The sequence below is a fragment of the Aeromonas sp. Marseille-Q5825 genome, from assembly GCF_946892685.1.
Taxonomy (GTDB): domain Bacteria; phylum Pseudomonadota; class Gammaproteobacteria; order Enterobacterales; family Aeromonadaceae; genus Aeromonas; species Aeromonas rivipollensis.
Map to the genome: position 1 here is coordinate 472,402 of NZ_CAMPOU010000004.1, position 17,505 is coordinate 489,906.

The following is a 17,505-nucleotide window of genomic DNA, read 5'->3' on the forward strand; positions in this document are numbered from 1 at the left end:
AAAAATTTCTTGCCCTTGTGGCAGAGGAAATAATATAGAAATTGTTTTTTAAAAAAAAGGACTGGCAGTGGTTCAATGACGATCTCTGACGATTTAAATAAAAAACTTAATTTACCGTGTTGGTTTCATGGAACAGAACAATATTTTGACACATGGATAATACCTCCGCCACCCAAGCCGAGGGAAATCTTGCTCGTTCCTCATACTGCAATTTTCTTTACAAGCGATATGAACTTCGCCAAAGGAGCCGGTAAAAGAATTGCCAAGGTATCTATATCAAGCCACTCAAAGATACTGGATACCACAGCTAACTATGCAGCATCCGAAAATCTTAGGCTGTCTCTAAGGCAGCATCAGATAGCATCAAGAACCCTAAACATACAACATGATTTCTGGCATGATGGGTGGAAAACTGGTGATGTATTACGAATGACATACTCTGATCCTACGCTGGAGACTCATCTTCAACAGATGGTTGTAAACCTTTCACGGCAGTTAGATCTTCCTATAGAAGCTGCAAACGTGGTTGTTCAACTTAATGCTTCCCGTGGTTTAATTGAGCTCATCTGCACTTCAGCAAAGAAACTAGGGTTTGACGCAATATATGGGCATGAAGTTGATCGACATTCAATTGAAGGTAAAGTTATTGCACAACCTTGGTTAGCAGTGCTCTCTAAAGGAGTTTCTTCTAATCCAGAGTGGGTGTAAGCACCTAACGAGGCGCTGCTACTGACAAATTTACGCTGCGTTCCAAATTTACCGTAGAGTGCGGCGTTAAATAGAGGAAAATTAACTGTTGAACACTATATAACACGCCCAATTAAGTCGCTAGCCACTGACAACAAGGGGCATCATTGGCAGGAAATAAACAAAGGGGCAATTGCCCCTTGTTTATTTACGCTCGGTACCAACAATCGACCTCAGTCAATCAACCCCCGCAGCCGCAGGGCAGTCAGCAACTCCTCCACCAGCACTTCCACCGGCTTGCCGGCGTTCAGCAGATGGATTTCCGGCTGCTCCGGTGCCTCGTAGGCCGAGTCGATGCCGGTAAAGTTGCGGATCTCCCCTGCCCGTGCCTTCTTGTAGAGCCCCTTGGGGTCGCGCTCTTCGCACACGCTAAGGGGAGCATCCACAAACACCTCGACAAACTCGTCGGCGCCTAGAAGGTTTCGCACCAGTTCCCGCTCGGCACGAAACGGCGAGATAAAGGCGGTGAGCACGATAAGGCCCGCATCCACCATGAGTTTTGCCACTTCGCCGACCCGGCGGATGTTCTCCTGACGAGCGGCATCGTCGAAGCCGAGATCCCCGCACAGGCCGTGGCGCACATTGTCCCCATCCAGCAGATAGGTGTGCTTGCCTTGCGCGGCCAGCGCCTGCTCCAGTGCTCCCGCCAGGGTGGACTTGCCCGCCCCGGAGAGCCCGGTAAACCAGATTACCAGGGGCTTCTGTCCCTTCAGCTCGGCCCTGCTCTCTTTGTCGACGGCATGGTCGTGCCACACGATATTGCTCATCCAACACTCCTTGATTGGCGCTCACGCCTCAAAACTGAAACTGTCCGCAACCACGGGGAGCCGACTCGGACTGTCAGCCGACAACGTGCTGATGCCATGGTATTGCTCATTCAAACTCCTTGCGAGGCATCAGGGCCCCAAAACGAAGAGGGTTGCGCCTTAAAACGGAAACAGCAGGGGCACCATGACTATCACCCCCAGGCTGTAGGCCAGGGAGACAGGCACCGCCAGCTTGAGGTAGTCCGGCATCTTGTAGTTGCCCGCCGCATAGACCATCAGGTTGGTCTGGTAGCCGTAGGGCAGTATAAAACTGGAGCTGGCCCCGAACAGCACCGCCAGAATGAACGGCATGGTGGAGACATCCATGCTGAGCGCCAGCTGGTAGCCCATGGGGAAGGCCAGGGCCGCGGCAGCGTTGTTGCTCATCAGCTCGGTCAGCACCAGGGTAAACAGATAGATGCCGATAAAGGCGATGAGGGGGCTGGAGCCGTTGAACTCCCCCATCAGCCAGTCGGCAATCAACCTGGCCAGGCCGCTCTTCTCCAGCTGATCGGCGATGGCCAGCGCCCCGCCCACCACCAGCCAGATGTCCAGCGGAAAGCGGCGGCGGATCTCGTCCAGAGTCAGGATGCGGGAAAAGAGCAGCACCACCAGCATCACCAACAACCCCTTGAACAGCGGCACCAGATCGAACACCGACAGTGCCAGCACCCCGAGAAAGCCCAGCACCACGGCGGCGCTGCGCTTGCCATCGAGCCGGGTGGAGGCTTCGAGCCCGCTCACCACCACGAACTCCCGGGAGAGGGACTTGTTGCCCGCAAACTTGGGGCCCGGCGCCAGCAGCAGGGTGTCGCCCGCATGCAGCTCAATCTGGCCGAGACCGCCGGTGAGCTGGGTCTCGCCCCGGCGCACCGCCAGCACCACCGCATCGAAGTGGGTGCGAAACTCCGCATCCTTGATGGATTGCCCCACCAGCCGCGAGCTGTGGCTGACGATCACCTCCACCAGGTGCTGGCCGTTGAGGCGGTGCTGGCCGTAGAGATCCAGCCCCTTGAGCTCCTGCAGCACGCCGACGCTCTCCACGTCGCCGCAAAACAGCAGCATGTCCCCCTCGTGCAGCTCGTGTTCCGGCTGCACCGGGCAGATCACCTGATTCCCGCGAATGATCTCGGCAAGATAGAGGCTTTTCAGGCTGCGCAGGCCGTTCTCCTTGACGCTGCGCCCGGCCATGGGGGAACCGGCCCCCACCTTGGCCTCGAGAAAGTAGCCGGACTCACGGCTCATCTCTGTGTCCTGCTCCGGCAGGTGGCGGGCAAACAGCAGCACGGCCACCAGGCCGGTCAGCAGGGTTCCCGCCCCCACCATGAAGAAGTCGAACATGCCGAGCGGCGGCGCCCCCATCTTGATGAGGAAGCTGTTGACGATGAGGTTGGTGGAGGTGCCGATCAGGGTCAGCACGCCGCCGAAGGTGGCGGCGAAGCACATGGGTAGCAGCAGCCGGGAGGGGGCATGGTTAGGGTTGCGCTTGACCGCCCCCAGCATGGAGGCCACCACGGCGGTGTTGTTGACGAAGGCCGACAGGAAGGCGGTGGAGAACCACACCTTGACCAGCACCTTGTTGAAGGAGCCGGTGCCCACCAGGTTGGCGAACCAGCTCATGATCCGGGTCTTCTCCACCGCGAGCGACACCAGCAGCAGCAACACCAGGGTCAGCAGGGCGCTGTTGGTGTAGCCCGCCACCACGGCGTTGATGTCCGCCAGGCCGCTCAGATAGGTGATGAGCACGGCGCCCGAGAAGAGCAGCGCCGGCCGGAGTTTGCCCTGGATCAGCAGGGCGACGAGGGCAGCCAGCAGACCCAGCACCAGGGATTGTTGCCAGGTCATGGGCTTACTCCTTGCCGGAATCGTTGCTGATGGTCAGCGCCTGCCAGTGCGGGAAATGCTTGCGCACCAGGGCGTTGAGCTCGATCTCGAACTCGCTGTACTGCCCTGCCACCGCTTTTGCGGCCAGCCCTTCCACTATCATGCCCGCGCCCACTGTGACGTTGGTCAGCCGGTCGATCAGGATGAAGCTGCCGGTGTCGCGGATATCCGCATAGGGGTCGAACGCCACCGGGTCGGTCAGGCTGAATTCGCACAGGCCGATCTCGTTGAGCTTGAGCTCGGCGGCCGGCAGCTCGTCCAGCTTGTTGATCTCGATGCGATGGCGAATGGCCTCCACCTGGCCACGGCTCTTCTTGGTGGCCAGCTTGACGTCGTAGACCCGGCCCGGTTGCAGGGACTCCTCCCCCATCCAGACGATGTGAGCCAGCACGTTCTGGGTCACCTGGGGCTTTTTCGCCGCATCCACCAGCAGGTCGCCCCGGCTGATGTCGATCTCGTCCGCGAAGGTGACCGTGATGGCCTGACCCGGCAGGGCGTACTCCAGATCCCCGTCAAAGGTGACGATGCGGGTCACAGTGCTCTCCTTGCCGGACGGCAGCACAGCAAGCCGGTCGCCGACCCTCAGGATGCCGGAGGCCAGGGTGCCCGCGAAGCCGCGAAAATCCAGGTTGGGGCGGTTCACGTACTGCACCGGCAGGCGCACCGGGTGGCGTTCCAGCTCGCGCTCCACCTCGGCAGACTCCAGCAGGGAGAGCAGAGTCTCGCCTTCGTACCAGGCCAGCTTGTCGCTCTGGTTGACCACGTTGTCACCGTCCAGGGCCGAGACAGGCACTATGTGGATGGTGTCGACGCTGAGCTTCTTGGCGAACTCGCGGTACTCCAGGCTGATGCGATCGAACACCTCCTGGCTGAACTCCACCAGGTCCATCTTGTTGACCGCCACCACGAACTGCTTGATGCCGAGCAGGCTCGCGATAAAGCTGTGGCGACGGGTCTGATCCAGCACCCCTTTACGGGCATCGATCAATATGATGGCCAGATCGCAGGTGGAGGCGCCGGTAGCCATGTTGCGGGTGTACTGCTCGTGGCCCGGGGTGTCCGAGATGATAAATTTGCGCTTGGCGGTAGAAAAATAGCGGTAGGCCACGTCTATGGTGATGCCCTGCTCGCGTTCGGCCTGCAGGCCGTCCACCAGCAGTGCCAGGTCCAGCTTCTCGCCCGTGGTGCCGAGCTTCTGGCTGTCGGACTCCAGCGCCTTCAACTGATCTTCATAGATCTGCTGGGAGTCGTGCAGCAGGCGGCCGATGAGGGTGCTCTTGCCGTCGTCCACGCTGCCGCAGGTGAGAAAGCGCAGCAGGCTCTTGTGTTGCTGGGCGTGCAGGTAGGCTTCAATGCCCTGTTCGCTGATGGCGGTCTGAATATGGTTGTTCATGATGCGATTCCTTAGAAATATCCCTGACGCTTCTTCTGCTCCATGGAGCCGGCCTGATCGTGGTCGATGAGCCGCCCTTGCCGTTCGCTCGAGGTGGTGAGCAGCATCTCTTCGATGATCTCGGGCAAGGTGGTGGCATTGGATTCGATGGCCCCGGTCAGCGGGTAGCAGCCCAGGGTGCGGAAGCGCACCAGCTCCTGCTTCACTTCGTCTTCCGGGCCTATGGGCATGCGCTCGTCATCCACCATGATCTTGATGCCGCTGCGCTCCACCACGGGGCGCATGGCCGCGAAATAGAGCGGCACTATGTCGATGTTCTCGAGATAGATGTATTGCCAGATGTCCAGCTCGGTCCAGTTGGAGAGCGGGAACACACGGATGCTCTCCCCCTTGTTGACCTGGCTGTTGTAGACACGCCACAGCTCGGGGCGCTGGTTCTTTGGATCCCAGCGGTGGGACTTGTCACGGAAGGAGTAGACCCGCTCCTTGGCCCGGGATTTCTCCTCGTCCCGGCGCGCCCCGCCGAAGGCGGCATCGAAGCCGTACTTGTTGAGCGCCTGCTTGAGCCCCTCTGTCTTCATGATGTCGGTGTGCTTGCCGCTGCCATGCACGAAGGGGTTGATGTCCATGGCCAGACCGTCCGGGTTCTTGTGGACGATGAGATCCAGCCCGTACTTCTTGGCGGTCTCGTCCCGGAATTTGATCATCTCCTTGAACTTCCAGTTGGTGTCCACGTGCAGCAGGGGGAAGGGGATCTTGCCCGGGTAGAAGGCCTTGCGGGCCAGGTGCAGCATGACGGAGGAGTCCTTGCCGATGGAGTACATCATCACCGGGTTTTCAAATTCGGCGGCCACCTCGCGGATGATGTGGATGCTCTCGGCTTCCAGCTGTTGCAGGTGTGTCAGTCTTTCACGGTCCATGTCTGGGTCCTCGGTTCATTGCTATCGCGCCTGCTCGTGGCGCTGTTCTGGTTCAGTTCGGTGCCGCCTTGGCCGCACCGTCAAATCGGTTGCTGTCGCGGCCTGCCCTCAGGCCAGGCTCACCAGCTTCAGTTCGTGGCGGCTCGCCTCTGTTTTGGCCTGTTCGCCACCCTGCTCGCCAAACCAGGCGAGCTGCTTGCGCAGAGCCACCACCTCGCCGATGACGATGAGCGACGGGCTCACCGCCTGCTCGGCCAATACGGCCAGGTCAGCCAGGGTGCCGGTCAGCACCCGCTGACGGGCGGTTGTACCCCGCTCTATGATGGCGATGGGGGTGCCCTGGCCTCGGCCATGGCTCACCAGCTGTTGCTGAATATGCTCGGAGCGCATCAGCCCCATGTAGATGACCAGGGTCTGGTTGGTGGCCGCGAGCTGCTGCCAGTCGGGCTCCTTGCCCTCCTTCTGGCAGTGGCCTGTGATGAAGACGGCGCTCTGGGCATGGTCACGGTGAGTGAGCGGTATGCCCGCATAGGCGGTGGCGCCGGCGGCGGCCGTGATGCCGGGCACCACCGAGAAGGGAATGCCCTCTTCTGCCAGCACTTCCAGCTCTTCGCCGCCGCGGCCGAACATGAAGGGATCCCCCCCCTTGAGCCGCACCACACGGTTGCCCGCCCTGGCGTATTGTACCAGCAGACGATTGGTCTCCTCCTGGGGCACGCTGTGGGCACCGGCCTTCTTGCCGACCGACACCAGGGTGGCATCACGGCGCACCAGGTCCAGGATCTCCGGGGAGACCAGCTGGTCATAGAGCACCACTTCGGCTTGTTGAATCTGTTGCAGCGCCTTGAGGGTCAGCAGGCCAGGATCCCCTGGGCCCGCACCGACCAGCACCACCTCGCCCACTTCGCTTTGGGCCTTGTCCAGCCCCTCGTTGAGCCAGCCCTCTGCCCCCTGCCAATCCTCTTTCTCAATCAGACCGGCGAGGGTGTTGGAAGCAAATGCCCGCTCCCAGAAGCGGCGGCGATCGGAGAGAGAAGCGAGCACCCGCTTGGCCTTGACCCGCACCCGGCCCGAGAGCTCGGCCAGTCCGCCCAGATGGCGGGGCAGCAGGCTCTCCAGTCGCTCGCGCAGCAGGCGCACCAGCACAGGGGCCTTGCCGCCGCTGGAGACGGCCACCATCAGGGGCGAGCGGTCGATGATCGAGGGGAAGATAAAGCTGGAGCGCTCGGGGTCGTCCACCACATTCACAAAGAGCCCGAGCTGGTTGGCGCTCTGATAGACGAGGGCGTTGACCTCGAGGCTGTCGGTGGCAGCCACCACCAGGATCTGGCCGGCCAGATGGGCCGGGTCGAAGCGAGCCGCCACATGGGTGAAGCGACCGGCAAATTCATGGAAGTCGGGCTCGAGCTCGGGGGAGACCAGGGTCAGCCGGGCACCTGCCGCCAGCAGCAGGCGCGCCTTGCGCAGGGCAACCTCGCCCCCGCCCACCAGCAATACCGGGCGGCCTTCCAACCTGGCAAACATAGGTAAATAATCCATCAGGGCCCACTCCTCGGCATACGACGACATCTGGGGCGACTATAGGCAGGAGTCCTTATCCCTCAAAATAATAAAAAATGCTCTTTAATGCGTTTTAGTAATTAGCAAAACCATGTCGTGGCAAAGGGGAGCGAATGTCCTTGTGGTGGTTCGCACCAGACCCTAGGCTAGTGAAAGTGTTTCATAAGGAGCTTTACCATGAATGAGTCATTGATTGTGCTGGGGATCTTCGTGTTCCTGGTGCTGGCCACCCTGAGCGCGGGCATCAAGATAGTGCCCCAGGGTTTCAACTGGACTGTGGAGCGCTTCGGTCGCTACACCCGTACCCTCTCCCCCGGACTCAACCTGCTGATCCCCTATGTGGACAGAGTCGGCCACAAGATCATCATGATGGAGCAGGTGCTGGACATCCCGGCCCAGGAGGTGATCTCCCGGGACAACGCCAACGTCACCATAGACGCCATCAGCTTCGTGCAGGTGGTGGATGCCCGAAAGGGGGCCTATGAGGTCAACGATCTCACCAGCGCCATCCGCAATCTCACCATGACCAACATGCGGACAGTGCTCGGCGCCATGGAGCTGGACGAGATGCTCTCCCAGCGCGACACCATCAACGAGAAGCTGCTGCGCACCATGGATGCGGCCACCGCCCCCTGGGGCATCAAGGTGACCCGGATCGAGATCAAGGATGTGCGCCCGCCGCTGGCCCTGGTGGAAGCCATGAACGCCCAGATGAAGGCCGAGCGGCAGAAACGGGCCGAGGTGCTGGAAGCCGAGGGGGTGCGCCAGTCCAAGATCCTGAAAGCGGAAGGGGAGAAGCAGTCCCAGATCCTCAAGGCCGAGGGTGAACGCCAGGCCGCCTTCCTCGCCGCCGAGGCGCGGGAGCGTGCCGCCGAGGCGGAAGCCAAGGCGACTCATATGGTCTCCAAGGCGATCGCCGAGGGGGATATGCAGGCCATCAACTACTTCGTGGCCCAGAAATACACAGAGGCGCTGGCCCGCATAGGTGAAGGGCCCAACAGCAAGATCATCATGATGCCGCTGGAGGCGGGCAGCCTGATTGGCTCGGTGGCGGGCATGGCCGAGCTGTTCAACAAAGATGGCAAGGTCGGCAAGTCATGACAGCCCTGTTCGAGGGGCTGACCCACTGGCACTGGCTGGGGCTCGGCTTCGTGCTGCTGGCCATAGAAGTGCTGGGGTCGGTGGGATTTCTGCTCTGGACCGGCATAGCCGCGCTAGAAGTCGGCCTGATCCTGCTGCTCTGGCCCTTCGGCTGGCAGGCCCAGCTGCTGCTGTTTGCGGCGCAGTCCCTGGTGACCACCTGGGCCTGGTGGCGCTGGCAGCACAAGCGCGACCGCTCGAGCCGCGATGCGGCCGCCCCCATCAACGAGCGGATGCAGAGCTATCTGGGGCGGGAGCTGACCCTGCTCGATGAGGTGAGCCAGGGAACAAGCCGGGTGCATCTGGATGACACCGTCTGGACTGTGCGCTGCCCTGTGCCGCTGCCGGCGGGCAGCCGGGTCAAAGTGGTGGGGGCCGACTCCCATATCCTGCTGGTGGAACCGTTGCCCTGACCGGGCAGTATCTGCCCCCTCAGTGGCCATAAAAAAAACGGGCCCGGCGTTACCGCCGGGCCCGTTTTTTTATGAGGTGCAGGCTTAGTTGGCCTTGGCATCGCTCACAGCAGCTTCTGCCTTGGTGGCCACGTCAGCAGCAGCCTTCTCGACGGTAGCAGACGCTTCGGAAGCGGCCTTCTCTACGGTAGAGGCAGCTTCGCTAACAGTTGCAGCAACGTCGGCGGCCGGAGTAGCAGCCGGAGCGGCGGCTTCTTCTTTCTGACCACAGGCGGTCAACATCAGACCCAGGATACCGGCTACCAGTACTTTGTTCATGTGCATACCCTCAAAAAAAGATGGAGAGATGGTGTCAATGACCATCACTGTGCGTCTTCGCTCCCGGTAAAACAGCCAGCCACCGGGAGTCAGGAGGCGCGCGAAATATATCCCCATATGCGGCCAATGAAAACGCGTATCACAATGATATTTTCTCGTTGGCTAGATAAAAAGAACTACTGCAACGACAAATATTAATACAATACGCCTTTATTGACGCGAAACAGCACGATTAAACACCAACAAGAGAACGGTTGTCAGTCAATCATTGCCATTTCGGCAGCCGTCATCGGTATCGAGAAAGAGCCCTCAGTCAGACAGCTTCTGACAAATCAGCCGCCGCCCCTGGCTGTCGCTCTCTCTGGCCAGATCCAGCAGCGCCATCACCGCCAGGGCCTCCACAGCGGGCACAGGGTTGCTCGCCTCCCCCCTGATGGCGGCGCAAACACCGCGGTAGTAGGCGCCGTAATCCCCGGCCTCCCCGCTCACCGCCTGCACCGAGGGCTGCCCCTCCACCATGCGGCTGAGCTGGCCGGGTTCGGGATCCAGGCCCCAGTTCGCCGCGGGCGGGCGCAGGCCGAGCTTGAGCTGCTCCTCCTGCACATCCATGCCGAACTTGATAAAGGATCCTTCGCTGCCGTGGATGACAAAACGCGGCATGGTGGCAGAGACCAGACAGCTGCCGTGCAGTATCACCCTAAGCGCGCCGTAGCCCAGCACCACGTGGAAGTAGTCATCGCTCAGGGCGCCGGGGCGCTGGGTGGCCAAATCCGCCTGGATCCAGTCAGGCTGACCGAACAGCTGCAGCGATTGGTCGAGGATGTGGGGACCGAGATCGAACCAGAGCCCGGAACCCGGGCCGCCCGCCTCGCGCCAGCGCTGACGCACTTGTGGGCGGTAGCGATCGAAGTGGGATTCAAACTGGGCGATCTTGCCCAGCGCCCCTTCCGTCAGCAGTCGGCGTACCGTGAGGAAGTCCCCGTCCCAGCGTCTGTTGTGGAAGATGCTGAGCAGCCGCTGCTGCTTCTCGGCCAGCTCGACGAGCGCTTGCGCTTCGGCCAGATCCAGGGCGAACGGCTTGTCGATCACCACGTGCTTGCCCGCCAGCAGTGCCTGACGGGCGATGGGGGCATGGGTATCGTTGGGGGTCGCTATCACCACCAGATCGACAGTGCTGTCGGCCAGTACCTCGTCCAGCGAGCCGACGCGGCAGCCCGGCAGCTCGGCCTGCACCTTGGCGGCATCACGGCTCACTACCCAGCGCAGGGCAAGCCCCGGGGTGCTGGTCAGGAAGGGGGCGTGGAAGGTCTGTCCTGCAAAGCCGTAGCCCACCAGGGCGGCGTTGATTGTCTGACTCATGGGATTCTCCGCTGAACTGTCCAATATGATAGGCACCTGATGATAGGCACCTGGCGAGGTTGCGCCCAAAAAAGAAGGGGGCCTAAAGCCCCCGTTTCGTTCATCAGAGCACAGGATTTATTGCCTGTGCAAGCGACGTTATCCATCAATGCCGGGGGTTGTGCCCCCGCGCATCAAGGCTGCAGGCAGAGGCGACGACCCTGCCGCGTCATCAGCATCAGCAAGGGGGGCAGCAGCAGCCACATGTGCAGTGCCAACTGGCTCAGGGGATCCGGCATCAGCCATCCGGTGATCCCCACCAGGGCGCCGGAGCCGCTCATCTGGAACAGGCCGAGCAGGGCGGCGGCGGTACCGGCGCAGTGGCCGAAGGGGGCCAGCGCCATGCCGGCTGCGGCACCCAGTATCATGGCGAAGCCGATGCTGGAGAGGAACACGGGCCCCATCATCGCCAGCGGATGAGCCAGGTGCATGGTCAGCGTCAGCAGGATGGCCGACAGCAGCAACACCAGCAGGCCGATGCGCAGTGTGCGTCTTGGTCCCACCCTGGCGATGAAGCGCGGCGCCAGGAAGCAGGCGAGGATGTTGAGCGCCGCGTTGGCGGTGAACCAGTAGCTGAAGCCATTCATGTCCAGCCCCAGCTTCACCATCAGCTGTACCGGCGCCGCCGTGACATAGGCCAGGATCACCGCCATCGCCAGCATGCAGAGCGCCGCGTTGAACAGGAAGCTCGGGGAGCGCAGCACAGGGCTGTAGCGGGACCAGCTGATGAGCGGGCCGCTGCTGCTGGTCTCCTCTGGGCGAGTCTCCGGCATGCGCCACAGCAGCCAGCTGCCGACCACAACGGCGTACCCGGCCATAAACCAGAAGTTGGCCGACCAGCCCGCCTTGGCGGTGAGCCAGCCACCGAGCAGGGGCGCCAGGGCGGGGATGAAGCAGATGGCGCCGTTCAGGTAGGAGATCATCTGACCGCTCTTCTTGGGGCCATAGCTGTCACGCACCACCGAGAAAGCGGCGACCGAGGTGGCACAGGCACCGAAGCCTTGCAGCACCCGCGCCAGCATCAGCTCGCCCAGGCTGGCGGCAAAGCCGGCGGCCAGGGCGCTCAGCCCGTAGAGCAGCACGCCGCCAAGGGCGATGGGTTTGCGGCCGTAGCGGTCGGCGAGCGGCCCCACCAGCAGCTGACCCAGCCCCATGCTGAACAGGAACCAGGTGATGGTGCCTTGCATCAGGGTCACCTCGGCCCCCAGCTGCTCGGCCATCTGCGGGATGGCGGGCAGATAGATGTCGATGGCCAGCGGGCTGAACAGCACCAGGAGTACAAGCAGAAGAATCAATGGCATCAGTCACCTCAAGCCCTAGGGGGAAAATCGATTGGTGCGCGAGTCTACTGACTCAGAGTAATGAATTGAAATGGTATTTAATCACTTTGGTTATTCCTATGAGGAAAGATGTATTTTATCTGCCTCTCAGCACGATCAGGGCAGCCCTCATCCGGTGCCGGATTGCAGGCAATTGGCGCTTTTACTAAACCCCTGCCCCGCATAGAATGCGCAGATTATTTTTGCGGAGGTGTGCGATGAACAAGCTTGTCCTGGCAACAGGGAACCAGAAAAAGGTGAAGGAATTGGCCGCCATGCTGGCCGATATGAAGATCCAGGTGATCCCACAGAGCGAGTTTGCGGTCTCCGATGCCGACGAGACCGGCACCACCTTCGTCGAGAATGCCATCATCAAGGCACGCCACGCCGCCCGCATCACAGGCCTGCCCGCCGTCGCTGACGACTCAGGCCTCGAAGTGGACCTGCTGCACGGTCGCCCCGGCGTCTACTCCGCCCGCTTTGCCGGTGCCGGTGCCAGCGACAAGGAGAACATCGACAAGCTGCTGGCCGAGCTGCAAGGTGCCCCCGACTACCTCAAGAGCGCCCGCTTCTGGTGCGTGCTGGTCTATATGCGCCACGCCGACGATCCCACCCCCATCATCTGCCAGGCGAGCTGGGAGGGGATGATCATCGACGAGCCCCGTGGTCAGCACGGCTTTGGCTATGATCCCGTGTTCTTCGTGCCGGATCACGACTGCACCTCGGCCCAGATGCCGGCTGAGCTCAAAAACCAGCTCAGTCACCGTGGCCAGGCCCTGGCCAAGCTCAAGGCCGCATTGGCCGCGGCGCACTGAGACCCGACCGGGCTCCGGGATACGCCGGCACGCATTTCATCTACAATGGGGGCCGTCGGCCCCCGTGTTGCTTATGGCCTCCCGGCTCAACGAGCGCAGGCCCTCATTGACCATGGGGAGCCAGCCAGGCCCCCGTTTTGATTTTTGATTATTGGAAACCCCATGCTGCAACTGCCGCCCCTCTCCCTCTATATCCATGTGCCCTGGTGCGTCCAGAAGTGCCCCTACTGCGACTTCAACTCCCACGCCCAGAAGGGGGAGCTGCCCCACCTGGAGTACGTGGCCGCCCTGCTGGAGGATCTGAGCCAGGATCTGCACTGGGCCCAGGGGCGCCCGCTCTCCTCCATCTTTATCGGCGGCGGTACGCCGAGTCTGCTCTCCGTGGAAGCCATGCAGGCGCTGCTGGACGGGGTGCGCGCCCGCATCGCCCTGACCCCGGATTGCGAGATCACCATGGAGGCCAACCCGGGCACGGTTGAGGCGGACAAGTTCGCCGGCTTCCAGCGCGCCGGCATCAACCGCATCTCCATCGGGGTGCAGAGCTTCCAGCAGGAGAAGCTGACCCGCCTCGGCCGCATCCACGGCCCGGAGGAGGCACGCAAGGCCGCCGAACTGGCCCATGCCATCAAGCTGCCCACTTTCAACCTGGATCTGATGCACGGCCTGCCGGATCAGAGCCTGGAGGACGCCCTCTATGATCTGCAACAGGCCATGGACTGCGCGCCGCCCCATCTCTCCTGGTATCAGCTCACCATAGAGCCGAACACGGCGTTCGCCTCCAAGCCGCCCAAACTGCCGGAGGATGACACACTGTGGGACATCTACGAGCAGGGTCACGCCATGCTCACCGCCCAGGGTTATCAGCAGTACGAGATCTCGGCCTACGCCAAGGCGGGCTATCAGTGCCGCCACAACCTCAACTACTGGCGCTTTGGCGACTATCTGGGCATAGGCTGCGGCGCCCACGGCAAGGTGACGGATCTCGCGAACCAGCAGATCCTGCGCACCGCCAAGGTGAAGCACCCCAAGGGTTATCTGGACCCTGCCCGCCCCTATCTGGACAGCCAGTGGCAGGTGAGCGCGGACGATCTGCCGCTGGAGTACTTCATGAACCGGTTCAGGTTGTTCGAGCCCGCCCCCAAGGCGGAGTTCGAGGCCTATACCGGGCTGCCGCTGGAGCGGGTGGAGACCATGCTGGCGGTTGCCCAGACCAAGGAGCTGATTGAAGACTTGGGAGAGTGCTGGCAGCTGACGTCCCTCGGCCATCGCTACCTGAACGTGCTGCTCGAGCTCTTTATGGACGAATAGCCCGACGGGGCATCAAGGTCTGGCTTCACCGCCAAAACAGAGAGGGTGCCCATGGCACCCTCTCTGTTTCAGTCATGCCTCGCGGCAGAAACCCGCTCAGCAGCAGACGCGTACCATCCGCTGTTGACCGGGCTCCCACCGCTGGCCGTGCTTGGCCTTGCGCTGGTAGCTCCCCTTGCCCTTCTTGCTTGGTTCGACCCTGGCCTGGAACAGTGGCGAGGTCACCAATGCCTTGAGGTGATTGTCCTGGATGACGCCCCGCCCATGATCGTGGGCCTGATCGATGATATCGACCCGCTTCTTCTTGGCCATACTGGCTCCTGTCTGTGTGGTTGAAGCTGGCTAAAAATACGCCAGTGTACATAAAAACGCGCCGATTGTGCGCCTCCCGGCCCCCGAGTGCAAGAGGTCGGGGCGGATTGCCCAGGCTCAGGGAGCGGGCCGGTAGATCACCCGCACCAGGCCGCTCGCCAGCACTGCAGTGGAGAGCGGGACAAGCCGCTCTGGCAGTGGCTCGCCGCCAAACAGCAAGACTCCTTTGCCCAGCACCACCGGCACCCAGAACAGGGTCAGCTCGTCCACCAGCCCGGCCTGCAGGCCCTGCCTCACGACCTCGCCACCGTCCAGATAGATGTGCCGCGCCCCCTCCTGCCACAGCTCCCCGAGCACCTGCGCCAGCGCCCCCTGCCGGAAAGAGACATGGGCACGGGGCGTGGCGGGCCTGTGGGTCAGCACGGTCACAGGTTTGTCGCCGTAGGGCCAGTCGGGGAAGCCGAGCACGGTTTCGTAGCTGTTGCGTCCCATCAGCAGCAGATCGGCGCTGGCCATCAGGGCGCCGTAGCCGGTCTCCTCCTGGGAGTCGCCGTTATAGGGTTCCAGCCAGGCGAGATCGTTCCCCTCCCCCGCGATAAAACCGTCGAGGGAGAGGGCGAGAAAGGCAGAGACCCGGGGGCGATGGCGCTCAGTGCTCATGGTCGTGATGCTCGTGACGGGAAGAGGTGCCGGACTCCAGGGTCTCCAGGATGGCGCAGTGCTCCGCCGAGCGAGGGCCGCCGCAGCAGATGTCGGAGAGCGCCTTCAGGTTCTCCCGAAAGCGGGTCAGCTCGACAATCTTCTGCTCCACCTGTTCAAGCTTGGTGTCGGCCACCGCCTTCACCTCCTGACAGGTGACTTTGGCCTTGTTGGTGTCGAGGGCGAGCAGCTCCCCTATGTCCGCCAGGGAGAAGCCCACCGACTTGGCGCGGATGATGAACTCCAGCCGCCGCCTGTCCTGCTCCCCATAGAGGCGATAACCCGACTCGTTGCGGATCCCCGGCGAGATGAGTCCGTTCTTCTCGTAAAAGCGCAGGGTGTCCGCCTTCACCCCGCACGCCTTGGCCAGTTCCCCGATCCGATACATCCTTCCTCTCCCGCCAAATATGGTACTCAATATAAACCGGATTCCACTATCGCCCCTTTGCCCGGCGATTGCCAGCCAAAGGCAGGAAAGCGGCAGCCAACCCCGGCCTTCCCGGCTCTTTATCCTCAAAACACTGAAAAGACAAACGTTTCACAAAAAATCACCAGAAAACGTTTAACACCGCACCACACAAGGCTTTGTCTCTTTAAAAAATCCACCACAGCTCACATTTTTTGTGTAGAATACGCGCCCACAAGAGAGCGTCGCGTCAAGCGGGCATTTCCTAAAACGCGTTTGCCAACAGCAGGTCTTTTTGGCGAGAGTGGTTTGCGAAATCCCCCACTTCCATTTATTTGGGGACTCTCTGTGTTGAGCCTCGCCTCCCATGGAACGGTCCCCGTTATGCTGAGGACGATAGTGTGATGGAACAAGCTCGACCCATTCGCCGTGCGCTGCTGAGTGTGTCTGACAAGACTGGCATCCTGGAATTTGCCAAGGCACTCAACGAGCGTGGCGTGGCCCTGCTCTCCACCGGCGGTACCGCCAAGCTGCTGGCCGATGCGGGCCTGCCGGTGACCGAGGTCTCCGACTACACCGGCTTCCCCGAGATGATGGATGGCCGGGTCAAGACCCTGCATCCCAAGGTGCACGGTGGCATCCTCGGCCGCCGCGATCGGGATGACGCCATCATGGCCCAGCACGCTATCTCCCCCATCGACATGGTCGTCGTCAACCTCTACCCCTTCGCCGCCACCGTGGCCAAGCCAGGTTGCACCCTGGAAGACGCCGTCGAGAACATCGACATCGGCGGCCCGACCATGGTCCGCTCCGCCGCCAAGAACCACAAAGACGTGGCCATAGTCGTCAAGGCAGCCGACTACGGCCGGGTGATCGCCGAGATGGATGGCAACGGCAACAGCCTGACCCTGGCCACCCGCTTCGATCTCGCCATCGCGGCCTTCGAACACACCGCCGCCTACGACGGCATGATAGCCAACTACTTCGGCACCCTGGTCCCCTCCTACGGTGACAACAAGGAAGGCGATGAGGAGTCCCGCTTCCCGCGCACCTTCAACGCCCAGTTCATCAAGAAGCAGGACATGCGCTACGGCGAGAACAGCCACCAGGCTGCCGCCTTCTACGCCGAAGAGCAGGCCGCACCTGGCTCGGTGGCAAGCGCCATCCAGCTGCAGGGCAAGGCGCTCTCCTACAACAACATCGCCGACACAGACGCGGCGCTGGAGTGCGTGAAGGAGTTCGCCGAGCCGGCCTGCGTCATCGTCAAGCACGCCAACCCCTGTGGCGTCGCCATAGGTGAGGATCTGCTGGGTGCCTATGATCGCGCCTACCAGACCGACCCCACCTCCGCCTTTGGCGGCATCATCGCCTTCAACCGCGAGCTGGATGGCGCCACCGCGGCGGCCATAGTCGCCCGTCAGTTCGTCGAGGTGATCATAGCCCCCAGCATCAGCCAGGCGGCCCGCGAGGCGGTCGCCGCCAAGCAGAACGTGCGCCTGCTCGAATGCGGCCAGTGGACTGCCCCGGCCCAGGGCTTTGACCTCAAGCGTGTCAACGGCGGTCTGCTGGTGCAGGAGCGGGATCACGGCATGGTCACCCTGGGGGATCTGACCGTGGTCAGCCAGCGTCAGCCGACCGAGGCCGAGCTCAAGGACCTGCTGTTCTGCTGGAAGGTCGCCAAGTTCGTCAAATCCAACGCCATCGTCTATGCCAAGAACGGCCAGACCATAGGCGTCGGCGCTGGCCAGATGAGCCGGGTCTACTCCGCCAAGATCGCCGGCATCAAGGCCGAGGATGAAGGGCTGACTGTGGCGGGCTCCGTCATGGCCTCCGACGCCTTCTTCCCGTTCCGCGACGGCATAGATGCCGCCGCCGCCGCGGGCATCTCCTGCGTCATCCAGCCAGGTGGTTCCATGCGCGACAACGAGGTGATCGAGGCCGCCAACGAGCACGGCATGTGCATGGTGTTCACCAACATGCGCCATTTCCGTCACTGATGAGTCAGGGCCGCCACTGGCGGCCCTTTTGTTGTCTCTTTTCAACTGACTATTTTCAACCGCTGCCCCA

17 protein-coding genes are annotated in these 17,505 nt (G+C 61.8%); 6 read left to right on the plus strand and 11 right to left on the minus strand.

Features of this window, described 5'->3' with window-relative positions; genetic code table 11:
• Nucleotides 1–75 precede the first annotated feature (75 nt).
• Entirely contained in the window at nucleotides 76–708 is a 633-nt protein-coding gene (locus tag OC537_RS12785) for a hypothetical protein (RefSeq protein WP_262111754.1), read from the plus strand.
• Between the two features lie 212 nt (nucleotides 709–920).
• Here the strand turns inward: OC537_RS12785 and cysC are convergent, their stop codons facing one another.
• The 5 genes from cysC to cysG all read right to left on the minus strand — a co-directional run bounded on the left by cysC (nucleotide 921) and on the right by cysG (nucleotide 7,289).
• The gene (gene cysC / locus OC537_RS12790; RefSeq protein ID WP_262111756.1) at nucleotides 921–1,514 is read right to left on the minus strand and encodes an adenylyl-sulfate kinase; all 594 of its coding nucleotides are present in this window, start codon (nucleotides 1,512–1,514) and stop codon (nucleotides 921–923) included.
• Between the two features lie 159 nt (nucleotides 1,515–1,673).
• On the minus strand, nucleotides 1,674–3,398 hold the full coding sequence (locus tag OC537_RS12795) for an SLC13 family permease (RefSeq protein WP_163137670.1): 1,725 nt from the start codon (nucleotides 3,396–3,398) through the stop codon (nucleotides 1,674–1,676).
• Nucleotides 3,399–3,402: 4 nt separating this feature from the next.
• Nucleotides 3,403–4,830 carry a sulfate adenylyltransferase subunit CysN gene (cysN, locus tag OC537_RS12800; protein ID WP_262111759.1) on the minus strand — a complete coding sequence of 476 codons (1,428 nt, stop codon included), beginning with the start codon at nucleotides 4,828–4,830 and terminating at the stop codon, nucleotides 3,403–3,405.
• 11 nt (nucleotides 4,831–4,841) lie between these two features.
• Nucleotides 4,842–5,750: a sulfate adenylyltransferase subunit CysD gene (gene cysD / locus OC537_RS12805; protein ID WP_139745786.1), complete on the minus strand. Its 909-nt coding sequence runs from the start codon at nucleotides 5,748–5,750 to the stop codon at nucleotides 4,842–4,844.
• Nucleotides 5,751–5,858: 108 nt separating this feature from the next.
• Nucleotides 5,859–7,289: a siroheme synthase CysG gene (gene cysG, locus OC537_RS12810; RefSeq protein ID WP_262111761.1), complete on the minus strand. Its 1,431-nt coding sequence runs from the start codon at nucleotides 7,287–7,289 to the stop codon at nucleotides 5,859–5,861.
• A 198-nt stretch (nucleotides 7,290–7,487) separates the two neighbouring features.
• On the opposite strand from cysG, the gene OC537_RS12815 reads away from it, so the two are divergent.
• Together OC537_RS12815 and OC537_RS12820 are read left to right on the plus strand one after the other, a co-directional pair.
• Entirely contained in the window at nucleotides 7,488–8,411 is a 924-nt protein-coding gene (locus OC537_RS12815; RefSeq protein WP_025328220.1) for an SPFH domain-containing protein, read from the plus strand.
• Entirely contained in the window at nucleotides 8,408–8,863 is a 456-nt protein-coding gene (locus tag OC537_RS12820; protein WP_106885852.1) for an NfeD family protein, read from the plus strand. Before OC537_RS12815 ends, OC537_RS12820 begins: the two co-directional genes overlap by 4 nt.
• A gap of 84 nt (nucleotides 8,864–8,947) precedes the next feature.
• On the opposite strand, the gene OC537_RS12825 is transcribed toward OC537_RS12820, so the two are convergent.
• The 3 genes from OC537_RS12825 to OC537_RS12835 all read right to left on the minus strand — a co-directional run bounded on the left by OC537_RS12825 (nucleotide 8,948) and on the right by OC537_RS12835 (nucleotide 11,880).
• Entirely contained in the window at nucleotides 8,948–9,181 is a 234-nt protein-coding gene (locus tag OC537_RS12825; RefSeq protein ID WP_025328222.1) for a hypothetical protein, read from the minus strand.
• A 309-nt stretch (nucleotides 9,182–9,490) separates the two neighbouring features.
• Nucleotides 9,491–10,540 carry an oxidoreductase gene (locus OC537_RS12830; protein WP_262111766.1) on the minus strand — a complete coding sequence of 350 codons (1,050 nt, stop codon included), beginning with the start codon at nucleotides 10,538–10,540 and terminating at the stop codon, nucleotides 9,491–9,493.
• A 173-nt stretch (nucleotides 10,541–10,713) separates the two neighbouring features.
• Nucleotides 10,714–11,880 (minus strand): multidrug effflux MFS transporter, encoded by a 1,167-nt coding sequence (locus OC537_RS12835; protein ID WP_162519103.1) that lies wholly within the window; start codon nucleotides 11,878–11,880, stop codon nucleotides 10,714–10,716.
• Between the two features lie 236 nt (nucleotides 11,881–12,116).
• On the opposite strand from OC537_RS12835, the gene rdgB reads away from it, so the two are divergent.
• Both rdgB and hemW read left to right on the plus strand, forming a co-directional pair.
• Nucleotides 12,117–12,713, plus strand: a complete 597-nt coding sequence (gene rdgB / locus OC537_RS12840; protein WP_025328225.1) for an RdgB/HAM1 family non-canonical purine NTP pyrophosphatase — start codon at nucleotides 12,117–12,119, stop codon at nucleotides 12,711–12,713.
• A 162-nt stretch (nucleotides 12,714–12,875) separates the two neighbouring features.
• Entirely contained in the window at nucleotides 12,876–14,021 is a 1,146-nt protein-coding gene (hemW, locus tag OC537_RS12845) for a radical SAM family heme chaperone HemW (protein ID WP_262111770.1), read from the plus strand.
• Between the two features lie 96 nt (nucleotides 14,022–14,117).
• Here the strand turns inward: hemW and OC537_RS12850 are convergent, their stop codons facing one another.
• The 3 genes from OC537_RS12850 to zntR all read right to left on the minus strand — a co-directional run bounded on the left by OC537_RS12850 (nucleotide 14,118) and on the right by zntR (nucleotide 15,420).
• On the minus strand, nucleotides 14,118–14,333 hold the full coding sequence (locus tag OC537_RS12850) for a ribosome alternative rescue factor ArfA (protein ID WP_262111772.1): 216 nt from the start codon (nucleotides 14,331–14,333) through the stop codon (nucleotides 14,118–14,120).
• 117 nt (nucleotides 14,334–14,450) lie between these two features.
• Nucleotides 14,451–14,993 (minus strand): dihydrofolate reductase family protein, encoded by a 543-nt coding sequence (locus tag OC537_RS12855; RefSeq protein WP_262111774.1) that lies wholly within the window; start codon nucleotides 14,991–14,993, stop codon nucleotides 14,451–14,453.
• Complete coding sequence (gene zntR, locus OC537_RS12860; RefSeq protein WP_234567022.1) at nucleotides 14,983–15,420, minus strand: Zn(2+)-responsive transcriptional regulator; 438 nt, start codon at nucleotides 15,418–15,420, stop codon at nucleotides 14,983–14,985. Before zntR ends, OC537_RS12855 begins: the two co-directional genes overlap by 11 nt.
• A gap of 422 nt (nucleotides 15,421–15,842) precedes the next feature.
• On the opposite strand from zntR, the gene purH reads away from it, so the two are divergent.
• Nucleotides 15,843–17,435: a bifunctional phosphoribosylaminoimidazolecarboxamide formyltransferase/IMP cyclohydrolase gene (gene purH, locus OC537_RS12865; protein ID WP_262111778.1), complete on the plus strand. Its 1,593-nt coding sequence runs from the start codon at nucleotides 15,843–15,845 to the stop codon at nucleotides 17,433–17,435.
• Nucleotides 17,436–17,505: the final 70 nt, after the last annotated feature.